The following is a 15746-nucleotide window of genomic DNA, read 5'->3' on the forward strand; positions in this document are numbered from 1 at the left end:
CCCGCCGATAATTCGGCATAAAACCTCCCTGTCATCAAATCAATATGGAAAAGCATAGGGTGGTTTCGCGCAGCAAACCACCATTTCGAACAGGCCAGCAATATGGCGGAACATGACGGTTTCAAGGTTCCGCTTGTCGGTGGATTGCCAAGGCAAATCCACCATACGATTCACCCGCCGTACGGTCATACGATTGATCCACCGTACGAGGTCTATGGTTCTAACTAGTTGCATCTAACCATTCTTCAAAAATTTCATCTAAGCTTCCATAGTCACCGCTTAATTCAAGCTCTTCAGTATCCCACTCATAAATTCGACCACTCCTTACCCCAACTGCATAAATACCTATACCAGCTTGATACATAAAAGGGATGGATTCTTCTGGAAATTTTGGGTTCATTGTAGATACGTATTTATTAAACTCCTCTAAGCTACCTACAAGTACTACACCCTCTACAGATTTTGGTGACTCTTTAGCAAATAACTTGAAAGTACTCGAAAAAAGATCCATTCCGTCATATTTAATATATAAATCACCTAATTTACTTAAACCTTCAATAATTTTTGTTGACTTATTTTTCCATATTGTAGAATGCTCACCCGAATTATGCCTTATTTCAAATCGGTCATCGTATTCATCGATTATTCCTGGGTGTTTCTCTAATATCCAATCAATAGTTTTCATGTCTAGTTCCCATTCATATGGTCTTTAAGTTGTTGATTACGGTTTAACAAAATATTTGGGGTCAGAGTAAAAACTCATTTATTTCCCATTTCTCTCTTTTGGCTTAGGCCCCCTTTTCAACGCCGACACCCGTCTGCCTGACAATGCCTCCACTTCTCTCTTGAACTTGTCGTTACCCAACGCCATACCTTTGTTGACCGTTTCCCGAATCCGATCAACGAGTTCTGTATCCAGATGGCCTGCAAATAATGAGCGATAGCTGTCCGATCGCTCTTTCGCTGTCTGACCAAGCTGCAAATAGACGTGATGAGGGCTCCACAGTTTCGCAGGTAGTCCTAATGCATTGGCACGATAACTCGACCAGGCATAATCTTCCGGTCGATCGACCATACCGGCTCTTACCGGATTGAGTTCTATATAGCGCTGACAAACCAGCAGGTATTCTTCTTCATCAATTATGCAGGATTTGAAACGACCTTCCCACAGGGGGCCTGTTCGACGATAGATGTGGTTGAAATAACGAACATAATGTCTTCCCAGCGTTTGCATCATTCGCGATAGACTTCCTTTCGACTCTGGCGTGACAAGTAAATGAACATGATTAGTCATAAACACCCAGGCGTGAATGGCAACATGATTATTTCTGGCACTTTCATCCAGCCAATGGGCGTAAGCCGCAAAATCTTCTTCTGATGCAAAGCAGGCCTGACGGTTAATTCCGCGCTGGATAATGTGTTGCGGAATGCCAGGCAGGCACAATCGAGCTAGCCGCGCCATTTATTTTCCTTAATAATTAAGACGGTAGTTAAACTATATTCAATACGTTTCTATCGGTCATTTTGAGTTTTTACTCTGACCCCAAATATTTTTTACTCTGACCCCAAATATTTCGGATCATATGCTCCCAATAGCGTCTCTGCCAAATGCCCCGCTCGCCGCGCCGTTTCCGAACCGCCGATAAGCGTTCGGTCGCTGGCAGACCTTTGGAAAACAGCAGTTTTATCAAGCGCCAACGAAGCGGGTAATCATCGGTATCAGGCGGCAGCGTCAAGACGCAGTGCATGTGATCCGGCAAAACCACCCAGGCATCAATATGAAAGGGATGCAACCGGCGCACCGTGCGAACGGAATCGCGTAACAGATCGATATGATCGGTCAACAGGGCCCGTTTGCGTTCCAGCAAATTGACCGTAAAAAAATAACAACCGCCCGGCAAAAAAACCCGCCGATAATTCGGCATAAAACCTCCCTGTCATCAAATCAATATGGAAAAGCGTAGGGTGGTTTCGCGCAGCAAACCACCATTTCGAACAGGCCAGTAACATTGCGGAACATGACGGTTTCAAGGTTCCGCTTGTCGGTGGATTGCCAAGGCAAATCCACCATACGATTCACCCGCTGTACGGTCGTACGATTGATCCACCGTACGAGGTATCCATCATACGGCCATTTTCTAGCAGCGTAGGGCGGTTTCGCGCAGCAAACCGCCATTTCAAACAGGCCAGCAATATTGCGGAACATGACGGTTTCAAGGCTCCGCTTGTTGGTGGATTGCCAAGGCAAATCCACCTTACGATTCATCCACCATACGGTCATGACCCCGTTCTCTCTTTTTACAATTCATCCATCTCACCATAAACAATTTCCCTGATCATTTCATCAGGGATTATATATGGACTAGCTATTATTCTAAGGTGGTTTATTTTTTCATGTGATTTCAAGTTACTCCAATACTTCTCTTGACTAATTTTTTCTTTTACAAAATTCCACTCTGGCCTAGTTTTCGTTAGAACTCTCCAATTCTTCCATTGTACTGCAGCATTTGAGTCTTGCTTCGCGGTATCAGCAATAATACTGTCTAAAACCTTATTTGCAATTTGAGACAGCAAGGGGGAAAAAGCAATTTCTTTGGCATTTACAGAAAACTTGGTTTCAATGATATACCTATGAAGCGCAAGTAATTCATCATTGTTAATGTCTAACATAATCAAAATGGATTAACCCCTGAGTAAACTATTTTATTTATTTGCCTCCCTAACCGTAAGGACCCGAAATGAATCAATTCGTTAGGTTGGGTACCTGGGGACAATGGTGTATTACAATCCATAGTAAACTGTATGACATATTGTCCCTTACCTTGATAAACCCCATAACCTCCCATGAATAAATTGTTTGAAGCCTGCGTAGAATTCATTGCATATTTAGTAACGTAGACAAGTCCGCTTGAATTTCGCCTTATTGTATAATTTGAATTGACAATTCCGCTATAACCAGCTTCATCTGTGTAGTGATAGTAGTTACATTCACAATTGTCGTCTTTTGACTTCGAGGCGCTGTCGTTAACAATATCATAAATTAAAGAGCCTATTGTTAGCCCTGTCGCCATCTCTGTCTGGCTCGAAGCGGCCTACGATCCCGGGTGGTCGCGACATTCTCACCATAACCAATGTCGCGCTGTTGCCTGCTGGCGTCTTGATACCATCGGCCCTTTCCAATGCGGTCATTTCGGGACTCTACACCTTCACGGTCAGCATTATCTGTTACCATTGCTCCTCGCCTGCTTTCGTGCCTACGCATCAAGCGCACTGTTACCAGTTCGCCTGCAAGGCTCGATACCCAGCCCGTAGCTAGCGGTTACTGGGACGGGATTCTCACCCGCTAGAATGTGCAGCATTGCCCAGCCGCAACCAAGACCTGACCCCGTTCGTGGTTTGACCCCGTTCGTGGTTGTGTGGTGGATTGCCAAGGCAAATCCACCTTACGATTCATCCGCCATACGGCTATTAGGGAATATTTACCCTATACGCTGCAAGAATATCTCTTAGCTCATTTTCTTCAATTGCATCTCCCCATGGGCCAGATCCTCGTCCATATTTGCTGAGTAATTCTGGATAGGGGGGTTCTACGTTTGCACGCCGAAGAATTTCTATGCAATTTTTAAGAAACTTAGAAGGTTGGTCTGTTGAAGCTCCATACATATCAACAATCCCAACCTCGACACAACTTTCCACAAGTGCGTTAAAACTGTCCAAATTAGTGATTGGGACAATTTCAGACACGTATTCAGGTAGTGGGTCGCCTCTACCAGTTATATCAAGGGTTGAACCTCGTCGTTCCCAATCTAGGAGATTTTGAGCGGATAACATTTTTAGCAAATGAAGAACTAGCTCATTAATTGAGCTATGCCTAATGCCCAAACAAGCACAAAACTGCCATAAACATAAAGCCGCATATGCTTGCATTTGACGAATATTAAATTTGTTATCCAACATAGTCATACCTATATACTTAGTACTTGATATTAAAACGATCTAGAACGTTTGCACAGGTTGTACATGGAGGTTTCGGTGTTCCATGAACACCTAATGTACTAGTCGCTCCTCGAACATTAGAAACACTGATCTCTGCACCATCCAAACTTCGTCCTTTATTAAGTGCACGAGACATAGCATTAATTTCTGCACACTGACCCCCAAAGCAATTCTGTGGCGCTTTGTCTAACGCCCTTTGAACAGTTGGATTTTGAATATTGCCTTGGTTTCTACCGATTGTCACTGCACCATTTTTATGCTTAATTACAGCGACAGTATTAGGTCTTTGAGATGATGTAAGCCCTTGGACCTTATCAGCCAGTCGCTGGGCTGCACTCTTTGTAATCTTACAATACTTACCAACAGCACCAGCCTTACCTCCCCCACCGCCCACATCATCGATCGCCCACATTTGCAACCCGATCAAAGGCATAAAGACGCGTAGCATTTTTACTGCTCTCAGGATAATCATAAAATAGCGACCATCCGGATCAATCCAACTAGCCGGATTCCCCCCAGCATAGGCATATATATTTACGCCGCCCACGAGCCCAATCGGATCCGCCGTCACATACCGCCCCAGCCCCGGCTCATAATACCGGTGCCAGTTATAATGCAGCCCCGTCTCCTCGTCCTCGACCTGCCCCGGCAGCCTCAGCGCCGAACTGATCGTCGGCCTGTCCGGACTCCCTGCCGGCGTGGTGATGGTCGCCCGCCCGAACACGTTGTACTGCGCCGACCAGACCACATTGCCCTGCTTGTCCGTCGCCTGAATCGGCGTCTTCAGATGATCGTGGTGATAATAAGCCACGGTATCATCGCCCTGGCTGTTTTTCGTTTTCACGAACAGCAGGCCGGTGGTGAACTCAGCATCAGGACGCGGGCCGTATTGGCTGGCAATGACGGGCTCGGCGCTTGCGGACACCGACTCGCTGGCGTCGAGCGTGACAGCCTGCCGGCTTTCCGCAATCAGCCCCTCGTCGGCATATAGGTAATAACTGCGCCGGGCCTGGGCCAGCACATTGCCGCTCCGGTCCCGATACTGCTCCTTCCAGATCCGCCGGTCGAACGGGTCGTAGCCATAGCGGGCAATCAGGTTGCCGCTGCCGTCCCTGACCTCGATAAGGCGGTTCCGGGTATCGTAGCCATACTGCCGCACTTGACCGATTTCGGTCTTGCGAATCAGGTTGCCGGCCTCGTCATAGTCATAACTGACCGCATCCAGCAGTAGGCCTTTGTCGGTCAGGCGGTTGTTGCCGTCATAGCTCCAGTCGCCCAGCACGCGGCTGTGCCCGGTGCGGTTGCCGACCGCATCCAGCGTGAAGGTTTCGGTGTCTTGCCCATTGCCGGTATCGGTGCTGGCTTGCGTGAGCCGCAGTTCGTCGTCGTAGCCGAAGCTGCCCGACACCGTGCCGGTGACGCCTTCCACCGTATCGCTGCGCGTGCGCGAGGTCAGTTCCTGGCGTTTGCCGTAACTGTTGGACAGATCCAGCAGCGTCTGCTGGCCGGGGTTTTTGACCTTGAGTCCTTCCAGGTTCAGCAGGCCATCGTAGGCTTTGTTCTGCACCGAACCGCCGGGCAGGATGACCGAGGCCGGCGTCATCCAGTTGAACTGGCTGACACTGAGGATGCCCTCGCCGGGAATCGTGACGCTGTCCAGCTCGCCATGGGCGCTGTAGCCGTAGTCGATGGCCGTGCCGTCGGCCCAGACCAGTTGGGTCTTCCGGCCGGCCGGGCTGTATTGGTAACTATAGCTCAGCGTGTAGGGCTGGCCGGTCGGGTTCGGGTATGTGAGGGTCTCGCCGGTCTTGCGGTTGGCGTCGTCATAACTGGCGGTGCCGCTGGCGGTTTGCTGGCCGATGGGGCGGGTCGCGTCGGTATCGCTCCAGGCGATCAGGTTGTGGGCCTCGTCCCAGGTCAGGCCGGTGGTCCTGACCAGCTGAGTGCCGTCCTGGTACTGCCTGATTTCGGCCAGCCAGTTAGTCGCATCATAGGTATAAGTGGTTTTGTGACCGTTAGGATCAAGGCGCTGGATCAGGTTGCCGGCCGGGTCATAGCTGTAGTCGGTGGCCTGGCCCAGCGGCAGGATTTCCCTGAGCACCCGGTCGTTGCGGTCGTACTCGAATTTGTGGACGTTGCCATTGGCGTCGGTGAGTTGGATCAGGTTGCCTCTGGCGTCATAAAGCGCCTGGGTCTTGTTGCCGAGGCTGTCGGTCAGCTCGGTCAACTGGCCCAGGGCGTCATAGCGATAGAAGCGCTGCTTGCCGGCGGCGTCGGTGTTGCTTTTAACCAGGCCGCGCGGGTCGTACTCGGTGCCGCTGGTGAGGGTTTCCGTGCCGGCGTGGTTGGTGTGGAGCAGCGTTTCGCTGGTCGGCCGTTCACGCTGATCCAGGCGGTTTTTCTGGGTAAAGGTGGGATAGCTGATTTCGGTGGGCAGCGACAGCGATCCCAGTGTCCCGGCGGCGCTTCCGTCGGGGATGTGGTAGCCGAAGCGGATTTGATTGCCCAATCCGTCGCTTAATTGAGTCAGGCGCTGAAAGTTGTCGAACTCGGCGTTTGCCGATTGGCCGTCCGCATCGGTGATAACGGTCGGCAGACCTTCGGCATTGTATTGCAGCTTGGCGATACCTTTGACCGGGGTAGTGATTTGTAAAAGACGATTCATGTCATCATAGGCCGCCACGGTCTGCTTTTCACGCGCGTCGGTCATGCCGGTCAGGTTGCCGACCTTGTCATAGGCATAGGTCGTGATGCGATCCATGGCATCGGTCACTTTAACGAGATTGCCCTCGGCGTCGACTTCAAAACGGGTCGTCTGATCGAGCGGATTGGTATAGCTGACCAGATTGCCGGCGCGATCGAAGTCATACTGCCGAACGCCGCCTTCGGGGGCGGTGGTCTTGCTGATCTGGCCCTGGGCGTCGTAGTCGATCAACCAGGTGGCGTCCGGTGTGATCATGCCGTTGGCTTCGGTGCGGCCCTTGCGGATCACTTGGATGATTTGGCCCCGTTCATTGACCTGATATTCGGTGACCCGCTGGTCGGGCGTCCCCGCCGCTTCGGTCTTTTTGATCAGATTGCCTTTGGTGTCGTATTCGTATTGGGTCTTGATGCCGGCTTCGTCGATCGCCTCAGTCATCTGGAGATTCGACGCCTGATAGCTGCGCTGGATGCTGGTTCCGTCCGGGTAATCGATGCGGACAATCTGCTCGAACTCGTTTCGAGTCAGGCGGGTCGTGAAGCCTCGGGAGTTGGTGTGCGACTCGGCCCGCGCCGCGGGATCGTAAATCACCTGGTCGTCGGTACGGCCGTTGGTGATCTGTTGAACCAGCTTGCCTGAACGGTTGTGGATGAACTCTTCCCGCTTGCGTCCAGCGGCGGTTTCAGGGCCGGTGATTTTGCTGATGAACTGTTGCTGGACAGTGTCGTAGCTGTATAAAGAGTCGGTGACGCCGCCGTCAGGTGCCGTGCGCTTGACGACGGCATTGCCGATATAATCAAACTGTTCAATCCGGCCCTCCTGATCGGTGATTTTGATGATGCGGTTCTGGGGATCGTAATCGTAACGGGTGATGCCACCTCGCGCATCGGTCACCGACGTCAGCCGGTTGTTGTCATCGTACTCGTAGAGCACGCTGCGCGGCGGCAGATCGCTGCTGTTTCCGGCAATGGGATAATCCCTGACTTCGGTAATGAGCTGTCCGGTGTAATGCAGGGTAAACAGCACCCGGCCGTTAGCGTCCACCACGCCGCGCAGGATGCCGTTGCTGTCGCGGACCAGCCAGACGCTGTTGTCATGGCTGTCGCCATAGGCCACGACCTGGCCTTGCAGGTTGTAGTCGATCCAGTCGCCTTCCTTGTGGGACCAATGGTAACCTTTGGGGATGTCGACCGGCGCCAGGGCGATGCTGCCTGTGGCCAGTTGCGCGTCGGTGGTCTGGGCATCGGTGGCTGGCAGGCCGCGCACCGGTCGTTGTTCCAGCAGGGCCCGGTTGTTGAAGACATAACGCCCGTTTTCGCCCAGGTACAGTTCGTTCAAGCGCCGGTAGCCTTCAAGAGACTGATTGACGTTCGACTGGAGCGGGCAATCGTTGGGATCAACAGCGACTCTGACGGCCGGGGGATAATCGCTGAGATGTTCGGCGGTCATGCGGTTGAACGGCGTCGTTCTTACGGGTTCCATGGGACCTGCCGCGGCATGCGCTGTGCTACTGTCGCCCGTAGAGCCTAAGATTGGTGTCCAGTTTTCATCAACCCAAATCCAGTAACCTTCCGTTTGGCCTGCGGTTGCAAATCCACTCTGGTTACAGGTCTGATTCTTCCAGCTCTGCGAAAGACTTTCCCAATGCCCATTGAACTTCCATTCCTGGCCATCCCAATTGCGTTTCCAGGGTACCGTTCCGCCGGTGCTTTCCAACCGCAGATCGTCAACCGCAACAGTCAGGTAGCCATTGGGGACCGACACATTGACCCTGGCGGCGGAGGTTTGGGCTTGTCCGGTGATTGATACGGCCAATAGCAACAGACTCAGGAGACTGTATACCATGGTGGCCGGCGCTTTTGGCTTGAACGGTGTATTTGCAATCATCATGAGCATCAATTCTAATTTTGTCCTGTTATCAGTGGCATTGGCTGCCGTTGCCTTTCGGTATGAAGACACATTTGCCCGTTGTCGGAATAGCTTCCCAGTTTGTTCCACTCCCTCCGAAGCCGCCACCTCCGAAGCCGCCACCTCCGTAACCGCCACCTCCGTAGCCACCGGACGTACCTGTCGGGCAGGAAGTATTGCTTCCGGATGAGAAGCTCGTATTAGTGCTGCCCGTACTCGTATCGCCATTAGCGCACAGAGAGCTGAATTCGACACGCGTGTTGTTGCTGTATGAGTAGCATCCACCGCCGGTCGCCATGTCGCTGCTGGCGGCGGCGTCAAGGGATTGCAATGCCACCACACGATAAGGAATCGTGATGCGTTGCTTGGCTTCCAGTGTCGAAGGCATATCCGCCAGGAACTCGTAGCGGAAGAAGCTATCGCTTCCCGGCAACTGCTGTTTGACGTTGTCGGCCCTGACCAAGCCGTAGTTGGTCAGCGTCAATTCGCCATAAAACACATCGCCAACCCCCATTTTAGGCAGATTGACGATGCCGGGCTCCAGCACCACCACAGCCGCCGGCACATCGGTTTCGAAGGTGGCGTTGAGGATGATTTCGTAACGATCCTCTATGGTGATCTCGCGGACGCTCCACTCGACCGTGATCAGGTTGTATTGCAGAAAAACCGGCTGATTGAAAGTGATGCCGGGCTTGACCACGAGGCGACCGCCTACCTCCTGATGATTGGGCGCCGTTGCGCGGAACTGGTAGCGGCCGGCCGGCAGGTTCTGGAAAAACGCCTCGCCAAGGCTGTCGGTAGTCAATTCCTGTTTGACTGTCGGCACATCCTCGTTTTGCACGGTGATGGTGGCGCCCGCAAGTCCTTGAATCAACTGGCCGTTTTTATCCATGGTGGCGGTATAGATATCAGCTGCCTTGAACAGCAGATTGCCCTGCCCGCTTTGGGTAACGCTCACGTATATGTTGAGGGTTTGCTGCGGCACATTGTCCCCCGTTACCACCAGCTTGAACTCATACACGCCGTCCGCCGTTCCTTCCGGCGGGGTGAAAGACAGGTCGATTGAGCGCTTCTCGCCCACGGCCAGGGTGCCATTGGTCTGGTTGACAATATTGGTCCACGCGGGCGCCGGAGCGTCATTGGCCGTGGTGAGCTTGAATGTGAGATTCTTCGCTTCCTGTAGCCCTTTGTTTTGCACCATGACCGATTCGATCTGGCTGCCGCCCTGCGCCAAACCGGTTTCGACAAAGCTTGGGGTACTGGTCAGGAACGGTTTGGCTTCGGTCAATGAGTAATTTACCTTGACCTGTCCTATCGGCGAATCTCCGTGCTCGTCGCTCAGGACATTCAGGATCAAGCCACCAGAAAGCAGCGCCTCTTCAGTTGCGGTAAACACGACCGGCAACTTGACGCTCTGCTTGCTGGACAGGCTGACCGGCGCAGGCAATTGCACGCTGATGCCGCCAGGCAGTTCACCGGTCGGCTGGCTGGCGGCATCGAACGTCAGCTTCAGATTGCTGGCCGAGGATCCCGGGCCCGCTTTGGCGGTAAACGGGATGGCATACGGCAGGTTCTTCGGCAAATCCAGTTTGAACGGCGTCGGTCCGACGGTGACGCGGTCGATGGTGAAGGATTTTTGCTCGGGCCGGTCGGTGGCATCCGGATGCACAGCACTGACCTTGTATAAACCGGAATCGGTTAATGCCGGCTTAAAGGCGTAGGTATAGCTGCCCGTGCCGTCCGTCAATACGCTGAATACACGTTCAAACCCCTGCTGGTTGAGGACCAGCTTGATACGGGTGTTGGGCAACGGTGCATCGGAGGAGCGGTCGATTGCGCGTCCTGTAATGACGATATCCTGTTCGCCGAAGGAATCGATCGGCGTGACGTCGGTGACTTCGCCAAAATAGGCGGTATCGATCAGCGAAACTGCCTTTTCCGATCCCCGGCCGGCAATCACGATTTCATCGGCTTGCCCCGTGTGGTAGCGCAGTTTGTCGACTTCCAGCCTGACCTTGACATTGGTCAGGCTGGTCGCAGGCACATCAAGCGCGAACTCATCGGAAACATAGCTGGCGCCGGCCGAAATGCGGGCGACGGTCTGGCCGTTGGAAAGCGAAACCACATTGGCGCCCAACCCCTGTTTGTACGGCTGCGTCGCCAATACGTTGCCGTCCTCGTCGAGGATCTTGAAGCGCAATTCCGTGGATTCGGCCTGGCCGGTTTGCGTCGCGGTCAGCAGTTCGACCTCGGTTTCGGTAGTGTTCTCGATGGCGAGTTTCAACTTACCCGTGGCGCCTCGGGTAAAGTCATAGGTAGACATGCCGACCACCAGGCTGCCTTCGGTGACATCGACAGACTGGTCGTGAGACAGTGTCACCAACTCGCCTTCATTGGGAGCAATTTCAACGCGCACTTGCGCCAGCGCCATATCGGGCAAATCGCTGTAACCGCCCACCACGACCGGCACTAAGCGGGTCTGACTGGCATCAATATTAACGGCTTGGGACGGATGATCCTTGAATTGAGTGGCCAATTTATCAATGGGTAATCGAACCACGACACGCACATTGTTGAGCGCGCTGGACGATTGGTTGACGACCTTTACCTGCAGTTGATTCATGACGCCGCGTTGAATCGGCAGGCCATTGGCGATAGTTGCCGTCACGCTGGGCAGCAGCAGGCTGCGCGGCATCTCGACGCCGTTGGCATCCACCGAGGCTACGGTGTAAAGGCGATCACCACCGTTATAGCCGTTATCGATGAAACTCAATGTCGTGATCGGATTCGGCGTCAGGGGTGCGTTGGGGAGATTCGTGCCCGGAGCGACATAAACCTGATACCCCGTAACATCGCTGTTCGGAGCCGTCCAGCCGATGCTGGGCAAGCCATCGCCGACCTGATCGATCTTCAACTGGGATACTGGCAACAGGCTGGCATTGAGGTAAGCCGAATTGGACAGGTCGGACTCGTTGCCGGCCGCATCCAATGCGGTAACGGCATAAGCGCCTTCGGTCGCGGATGGCGCGGCATCGATTGCCTTCAGTTCCTTTATGCCGGTCTTGATCGGCGCCAAACCGTCAATGGTGGTAAGGCTGGTGCCGGCGGCGCGATAAAGATTGTAACTGGCGACAGGCCCTTGTGAAGGCGCCTGCCACTCAGCCATGATGCCTTTTCCGGACAGCTGCAATGCCAGATTCTGCGGCGCCGCCGGCGGGGTGGCGCTGGCCACTACCGTTACCGACGGGCTCTGGCCGGAAACCGCTTCCTGCCCATTGGCCTGACGTACCGAGGCGACAGCATACTGATAGGTGCCATCCTCAGGCGTCTGGTCGAGATAATCGTTGCCGGATGCACGCGTCAGCTCTTGAAGCTCTGACTGGCCAGGTGCCTGGCGATAAAGCTGATAACTCTCGGCCTGGTCCACCGCCTGCCAGGCCAGCTTGACCTTGCCGCCGGGCAGGGCTTTGGCCGTAAGGCCGAATGGCACATCCAGCGGCGGCAGACTGCCCTGATAAACCTGGAAGCGATTGCTGGCCAGAATTCTGGTCGACACGTTATCCAGATCATCGATGGCCTGAGAGCTGAAAGTCAGCGTTTCAGGACTGCCTGCACCGGCATCGGACGGCAGGTCGAAGCTGCCGGCCCAAGTGGTCGCATCGACTGGCACAAGTCCGGTCAGAGGGATCGGGGTTCTTCCTGTTTCCGACAATAATATGCTCACCTCCGGTGATGTCTTGGGCGGTTTGCTAAAGGTGAGCGTCGCCTCTACCGTTTGTGGCGTGTCGTTATTAATGGGCGATGCCGGATCCAGGGCAATACCGGAAAGCGCTGGTCCCGCTGTGTCGATATTGAGGATTGCCCCCTCATCGATATCAGTGCCTCGATTTCCGACGGCATCCCGCGCGGAAAACAAGGCATTAGCCAGACCGGAAGGCGTCTTGGCATTAACTTCAAAATTGCCTGTGTAGATCTTGTCGCTGGTTTGCGTTAAAGCAACGGCTATGGGCGCGCCTCCTTGAGGAACGATAGAAAGAAACGGTGCACTCGGCAGCGCTTCAGTGGTTGTCAGCAGCACGTTGATTTGCCCCTGGCCTATGCGGCCGGTAGCGAGATCGACCTTGCCGAGCGGCGTATAGACAATGGACAAAGCGCGCGGCGCGGTGCTGTCCGACACGGCCTGCGCAAGATTGCTGGGTGTTGAAGGCGCGCCTATGGCATTGACTGCGACGACACGGTAGGTCCAAATGCCATCCTGCGGCGGGACGTCATCGAAGTCGGTGACAGTCAGTATACTGGCGTTCACCTTGGTGGCTTCGGTGATTGAATCAAACGCCGCTGGGGATCGATAGAGGTCATAACCCACGGCGTTAGGATCGGTCGAGCGAGTCCATGCCAGACGCACCTTGCCGGCGGCCTGAGCCGACGCGGTGAGAGTGCCCGGGCCTGAGGGAATGGTCTGGTCCAGGGTGACGAGCACGACAGCGGAGGCGGGGCCCGTTCCGTACTGATCCGTGGCCGTCGCCTGGATTTGATTACTGCCAGTAATTAACGTGACCGACGCAGAGAAATGCCCGTCACTGCCTGCGACAATCACGGGCCCTGCCGGCTGGGCATTGACGAAGAGTTGTACATCGCTTCCCGGCTGGGCTGTACCGGAAACGGCAACTGTTGCGATGTGCGTGCTGGATCCGCTGACCGGTTGACTCAGCACCGGAGCTGCCGGGGGGGCATGGGCCACGTTAATCGTATAGCCAAGGGTTGAAACGTTTGCGAGCGAATCGGTAGCTTGTAATGCAAGGATATGCGTCCCGTTGGATACATTGTCGAGATTGAGAAATGCCGTATAGGAACCGTTTCCGCTTGGCGTGGCAACAACGCTGCCATCCAGCAGTAATTTGATTTGAGCGATGCCACTGGGATCGCTTGCGGTAAAGCTGATCGTAGTGCTGCGCGCCAGCGTCACACCATCAGCCAACAAGTCGCCGTTGACGCTGACATTTGCCAGTTGCGGACCTTGTGTGTCAGCGACAGGCGCCGAGTGTGACAGCGTCACCGTTGCGGTTTTCTCACTGATGCGCCCGGCAATATCGGTCGCCGCAGCTCTGATCGAATGAACTCCCTCGGTACTGTTATTGGTATTCCAGTTATAGGAGAAAGGTGCGGCTGTGATGCCGGCAACCCGTTGGTCGTCGATAAAAAATTCGACTTTGGCGATACCGGACTCATCGGAGGCCGTGGCCTCGATGGTAATCGGCTGCGATATCACACTGCCGTTGGCGGGATTGGTGAGCGTCAGCGACGGCGCCTGGCTATCGATCAGGACGCCGCCCTCCAGGCTGGCTGTGTCGACCGTTCCTTCGGTATCGCGGAATTCGACGCTGATCTGTTTAAGTCCGTCGCCCGCCGTAGTCGTGAAGAGCACTTGCGCTCGATTGTCGGTCAGCGGCTGAAACGTTGCGTTGGTGAATGAGTCTCCCTCGACTAGCCGATATTCGGTTGCATTGACGCAGGACAGGTCGAGCAAGACAGTATGCTGATCGAAATAAGGCGCAGGCTCAGCCAGCCGCACGCTGGGATTGAACAGCGCTGTCCAGGTCATAAATCCATCAAAATTGACGCCTGCGGAAACGGCATCGCCCATTCCGCTTGGATTCAAATTGGGTTCTTTCGGCCCGGTTGGATGCCCCCACCAGTTGCCGGTTGCCAGAATGAGTGTATCGGGCGTCTTATTGTTGATCGCCATTACAGTGTTGCCGACCAATTGCGAGTCGGCAATGCTGGGCGTGCTGTTGTTATCGACCTCAATGCCAGTGCCGTTGCGCAAGAAGCTCGAGTCAGTGATCGCTGGCGCTGCGGCGTCAAGCACGCGCATGCCGACGCCGCTGTCAGTCACCAGCAGGTTTTGAAGTGTCGGGCTCCAGCCACGCACAGTCAGCGCTGCGGCTGTATCATCAGCAACGGTTGGCCCGGCGTATTGAATAGTAAGATCGTTCAAAGTCAATGCGCCAAACCCCGCCGCGGATTTTTCCAGGCGGAGTCCGCGCCAATCGCCCAATTGCGGCGATTGCGGCTCCGGATTCAATTGCCCCATGATGCCATCATCCTTCCGGCTGGTCAGAATGGCGCCTTTCCCGGCAACAAGGCGGTCACGTATGACCAATTGCGCATCGGCGCCGAATTTGACCACCACGCCGTCATCGATTCTGAGTTCGCTGGCAAACAGAGGCGCTGACACCAATTGCAGCGCCAAAGCCAGCAGACTTATCAATACAAGCACCCGCCTTGACAACATGAGTGTCAGGAAAGAAGTCCAGGATAAAACAGACAAATTGGATTCCATGGCAGTAGCTGTTCTTTGAGTTATTGATAACATTGTTGCCGCCTCACGGATTGACTGTAATGACGCTGGAAGTGGCAGTTTGCAGATCCGGACCACTGGCTGTGAGCGTGGTGGTGCCGGCCGCGACACCGGTGAGTTGGCCGGTGTTGGATGTCGTACCGTTTAGAGGTATGGTGAGGGTTTCCGGTACGGTAGCGACGGCTGGAGCGCTGCTGGTTATATTCACCGTAATCGGACTGATGGCTGTTTGGTTACTAGAGTAAGTCGCGCCCGGTGTTGTAAGACGGACCGAAAAGTTTGATTTTCCACCGACAATGGTGTTACCAGTCCCGCTGAAATTTAGGGCCGGCTTCACTACATTTACGCCTAGGTCTTGGGCCGGGCTATTATAGCCGACCGCACTGGCCGTTATCGTCGTGTTGCCCAATTCAAGTCCATCGACCTTGAAATATGCCGAGGAACTTCCTGCCGGTATGGTGACACTGGCCGGCACGGAACAGATCACCGCGGAACTGCAGGCCAGATTGACTGTTACCGCATCGGCGCCGGCGAACGCGGTGCCGTTGACGACGCGCACCACCTTTACCTCCTGGTAATAAGTTCTCAACCCCTTGCCCACCGTCACCGCGCTGGCGTTGTTAACTTGAATGAGCTTCAGATCAGGCGGGCTCACCGTGACCCCCCCCGAGGTGGCGCTGGTCACGTCCGTCGCGCTGGCCTGAACCTGATAACTGCCTGCCGTTGTGGGCGTGCCGATGTAAGCATAATCGCTGTAGGTCTGATCCTTGCGCAGTAGCA

The 15746-nt window shown here is 54.3% G+C and carries 9 protein-coding genes; all 9 read right to left on the bottom strand.

What is annotated here, in order from left to right; all coding sequences use genetic code 11:
• Positions 1-220 precede the first annotated feature (220 nt).
• Entirely contained in the window at positions 221-685 is a 465-nt protein-coding gene (locus EK22_RS22890; protein ID WP_036254771.1) for a hypothetical protein, read from the bottom strand.
• Positions 686-763: 78 nt separating this feature from the next.
• Entirely contained in the window at positions 764-1462 is a 699-nt protein-coding gene (locus EK22_RS22895) for a transposase (protein WP_036254773.1), read from the bottom strand.
• A 70-nt stretch (positions 1463-1532) separates the two neighbouring features.
• A complete protein-coding gene (locus tag EK22_RS22900) occupies positions 1533-1925 on the bottom strand; it encodes an REP-associated tyrosine transposase (protein ID WP_369798248.1) in 393 nt (130 codons plus the stop codon).
• 20 nt (positions 1926-1945) lie between these two features.
• Entirely contained in the window at positions 1946-2281 is a 336-nt protein-coding gene (locus EK22_RS25080; protein ID WP_036254775.1) for a hypothetical protein, read from the bottom strand.
• Between the two features lie 17 nt (positions 2282-2298).
• Positions 2299-2670, bottom strand: a complete 372-nt coding sequence (locus EK22_RS22910) for a hypothetical protein (protein ID WP_036254776.1) — start codon at positions 2668-2670, stop codon at positions 2299-2301.
• A gap of 798 nt (positions 2671-3468) precedes the next feature.
• Positions 3469-3957 carry a hypothetical protein gene (locus tag EK22_RS22915; protein ID WP_152565209.1) on the bottom strand — a complete coding sequence of 163 codons (489 nt, stop codon included), beginning with the start codon at positions 3955-3957 and terminating at the stop codon, positions 3469-3471.
• A 16-nt stretch (positions 3958-3973) separates the two neighbouring features.
• A complete protein-coding gene (locus EK22_RS24555; RefSeq protein ID WP_161786485.1) occupies positions 3974-8587 on the bottom strand; it encodes an RHS repeat-associated core domain-containing protein in 4614 nt (1537 codons plus the stop codon).
• Between the two features lie 28 nt (positions 8588-8615).
• A complete protein-coding gene (locus EK22_RS22925) occupies positions 8616-14936 on the bottom strand; it encodes an Ig-like domain-containing protein (RefSeq protein WP_235209481.1) in 6321 nt (2106 codons plus the stop codon).
• A gap of 55 nt (positions 14937-14991) precedes the next feature.
• Positions 14992-15746, bottom strand: a 755-nt coding sequence (locus EK22_RS24810) for a hypothetical protein (RefSeq protein WP_036254779.1), incomplete at its 5' end; no start/stop codon positions are given.

The sequence above is a fragment of the Methylobacter sp. BBA5.1 genome (assembly GCF_000746145.1).
GTDB lineage: Bacteria > Pseudomonadota > Gammaproteobacteria > Methylococcales > Methylomonadaceae > Methylobacter > Methylobacter marinus.

Coding starts and splice junctions, on each gene's coding strand:
- EK22_RS22890 (WP_036254771.1), bottom strand. CDS start 685: ATGAAAACTATTGATTGGATATTAGAGAAACACCCAGGAATAATCGAT.
- EK22_RS22895 (WP_036254773.1), bottom strand. CDS start 1,462: ATGGCGCGGCTAGCTCGATTGTGCCTGCCTGGCATTCCGCAACACATT.
- EK22_RS22900 (WP_369798248.1), bottom strand. CDS start 1,925: ATGCCGAATTATCGGCGGGTTTTTTTGCCGGGCGGTTGTTATTTTTTT.
- EK22_RS25080 (WP_036254775.1), bottom strand. CDS start 2,281: ATGACCGTATGGTGGATGAATCGTAAGGTGGATTTGCCTTGGCAATCC.
- EK22_RS22910 (WP_036254776.1), bottom strand. CDS start 2,670: ATGTTAGACATTAACAATGATGAATTACTTGCGCTTCATAGGTATATC.
- EK22_RS22915 (WP_152565209.1), bottom strand. CDS start 3,957: ATGTTGGATAACAAATTTAATATTCGTCAAATGCAAGCATATGCGGCT.
- EK22_RS24555 (WP_161786485.1), bottom strand. CDS start 8,587: ATGATGATTGCAAATACACCGTTCAAGCCAAAAGCGCCGGCCACCATG.